Here is a 3,510-nt window from a genome sequence, read left to right as displayed (position 1 = left end):
GAAGGATTAACGATTACGCTTTTTGTAATTGAGTCTTTGCAACCAATAGTTGAAGTAGCAACAAGCTTAACATCAAAAGTATCAAAGCTTGAATATTTCAATTGTTCGTTGGAATCCGTTGAAGTTGAACCGTTGCCGAAATCCCAGTTGTAGTTTAAACCTAACAGGTTTTGAAAAGCTGTTAGGTTGAAAAACTCAAAGCTATTTTCGTTCAAGCACTGAACAGAATTGTTTACAGAAAAATCCGTTTTTGGATTTGGGTTTACAAAAATTGATTTTGTTACCGTATCGGCACATCCGAGATTTGAAGTTGAAACAAGTTGAACTGAAAAAGTATCAAAATCCAAATAGGTCATTTGTCCGTTGGAATCCGTTGAGCTTGAATCGTTACCAAAATCCCAACTGTAGTTTAAACCTAACAGGTTTTGAAATGCTGTTAGGTTTGTAAATTGAAAACTGTTTTCATTAAAACACTGCGAACTGTCATTGACAGAAAAATCTGCTTTTGGTGATTCAAAAACATATACCTTTTTCACAGTAGTATCAGCACAACCATAAGAAGATGTTGAAATAAGCTGAACATCAAAAGTATCAAAAGTGGAATACTTTTTATGTCCATTAGAATCCGTTGAGCTTGAACCGTTACCAAAGTTCCAGTGATAATTTAAATCTGATGAATTTCCAAAAGTTGTTAGGTTTGTAAAATCAAATTTATTTGTATTTAAGCATTGAGTGGAATCGTTGATTATGAAATTAGCTATAGGAACCGTATGAATAGTAACATGTACTTTATCCAAAGTATCAGGTATGCACATATTACTTGCAATACAATAGTAATTTCCGCTATCGCTTAAAACAGTATTAGGGATAATAAGTTTTGTTGATGTAGCACCATTGATTGGATTGTCATCTTTGAACCACTGATAAAAAATTGGTTTTACTCCTGAAGCTTTAACTGTTAAAATTAAGCTGTCGTGTTCGCAAATTTCAACTTTATACTTTTCTTTTAATTTTACTAACCAAACATCCAAATTACCGTGGTTGCCGCTTACATCAATATTAAAAGAAGAGGTATTAGATAAAACTAAATATTCATTGATATTTAGCTGAATAGCTTCATAAGATGTTTCACCTGATGTTCCTCCTAAGTTTTTTTCCCATATTAACTTGCCGTTTTTATCAACTTTAAACACCCAGCTATCATCAAATCCATTGTTATCTTTTATGTCTTTGTCTTTTGAATTTGAATAACCGGAAACAAGAATCCCGTTATCCATTGTTTTGTTTATTGAAAACCCTATTTCCACATTTCTTCCTCCGTAGCGGTTTTTCCATAAAATGTTGCCACCTTGGTCAATTTTAATTATAAAAACATCAACTTGTCCTTTTGGTTTCTTTATAAAATATTTATTTGAAGAAGTATATCCTGTAAAAGTAATCCCCCCATTTACTATGCAAATATCAAATCCTTCATCATTTAAATCCCCACCATAATTTTTTGCCCAAATCAAATTTCCATTTGTATCTAATTTTGTTACAATAATATCCATATTGCCGTAGCTTTTAGTTATATTACCATCCGAAGAATTAGAACTTCCTACCGCATATATATATTTCCCTTCTACAGCAATGCCATAACAATTATCATTTTTTGAACCTCCAATACATTTTTGCCAAGCTATATTTCCGGATCTATCTGTTTTAATAATTAAAATATCACTACCACCATGATTAGTTGAATAATTTCCACTTGTTGAATTTGTAGCTCCACCAACAACAAATGAATACTCATTTATTTTGCCTGAACAAATAGCTTTTTCAGATGAACTTCCTCCAATACAATTTTGATTATTGATAGCTCCGACATCGTCAATCATTACATTCCAAAAATCTGAGCTTCCGTTATTACCGCTCACATCTCCATTGGTAGATGCAGAAAAACCGCTAATAAAATATTTATTATTACTTAATTCATGAATGTCAAATCCTTTATCGTAATTTGTTCCTCCATAACATTTTTGCCATAAAATATTTTTATCATCACTTAGTTTACAAACCCAATAATCTTGACTACCATGGTTGCCTGACACATCATAATTATTTGATTTAGTGTTTCCCACAAACAAGTAATTCCCATCATTTGTCTGAATTAAATTATAGCCAATGTCATTTGAAGAACCTCCAAAACATTTTTGCCACAATATATAAGTCTCAACGATAATTGTACTTTTATCAGGAATTAAATTTATTGTTGGACCATCATAAACAGTTAATTTGATATTATTAGCTGAATCTACTCCGCAAAAATTTGAAACTACACATTGATAAATACCTGAATCATTTCTTGAAGTTGATAAAAAATTAAGCAGACTATCAGTTTCTCCTAAAAGAAATTGTCCGTTTTTATTCCATTGATAAATAAATGGTTGTGTACCAATAGCTGAAACATAAGTAGAAATGCTGTCTTCTACACAAAAAGTATCGTTGTATGATTGAGCAATAATGTTAGGTTTTTGATTTACAACAAGCTGTTTTGTTAAAGTATCTGAACAGCCAAAATTTGAAGTTGCTATTAGCGTTACTGAAAAAGTATCGGATGTTTGATAAGAGTGATAAACGGTATCGGCAACATTTGAGGTGTCCCCATCACCAAAAAGCCAACTGTATTGGATTGTTCCAAAATTATTGCTTGTTTTATTGATAAACTCAAAATTATTTCCGAGAGAACATTGTGCTGAATCTGTAATCTCAAAATCTGCTTTTGGCGGAAAAACATAAACCGTTTTTGAAACCGAATCTTCGCAACCGTAATCTGAAAGGGCATACATTTTTACATTAAAACTGTCTTCATAAGAATAAACGTGATTGGTGTTTGTATCATAACTTTTAATAGAATCTCCAAAATGCCACTCATAAGAACATAAGCCTGATGAAATGGAAGTTGAATTTGAAAATACAAAATAATTTGAAGCCAGGCATTGTGCATTATCATTAATACTGAAATTGGCTGAAGGATAAGGACTGATACGAATTTTTCGCTCTGAAGTGTCCGCAAAAGTATCGTGGTAAACAATCATGTTAACATTGTAAATTCCTGTATCAGAAAAATAATGCTGTGGTGCCCAAGATGTTGAATAATTATTTGCCCCACTTATGCTATCATCAAATATCCAAAAAAGAGAATCTACCTGTGAGGAATCCTGTAAATAAAATTGCGTGGTATCGCTAAAGCAAGTACCTATTGCCTCAAAATCAGGTTTAAAAAAGTAGGATTGTAGGAAGTCGGGGAAATTTAGTAGACTCTGATTTCCTAAAAGATAAATTGCACTGTCTTTATACCCACAAAAAGTATCTACATTATTAGGAAATTCAATACAATCAATATAATATGTATTTGTAACATAGATTTTCCGATCAATTCCGATTTGAATTCCCCAAGAAAAGTAATTACCAGGGCCATTATCATTTACTATCTTCTTTGAATTTACAATATTGGCAGAATCCCAGGAA

General features: G+C 31.9%; 1 protein-coding gene. It reads right to left on the bottom strand.

The features are described 5' to 3' along the window. A partial coding sequence (locus U9R42_05860; protein MEA3495546.1) for a PKD domain-containing protein occupies window positions 1-3,510 on the bottom strand: 3,510 nt, incomplete at both ends.

This window comes from Bacteroidota bacterium, from assembly GCA_034723125.1.
Classification (GTDB): Bacteria; Bacteroidota; Bacteroidia; order CAILMK01; family JAAYUY01; genus JAYEOP01.
The sequence above is the reverse complement of the archived record's forward strand: the minus strand, read 5'-3'. Positions and strand labels throughout refer to the sequence as shown.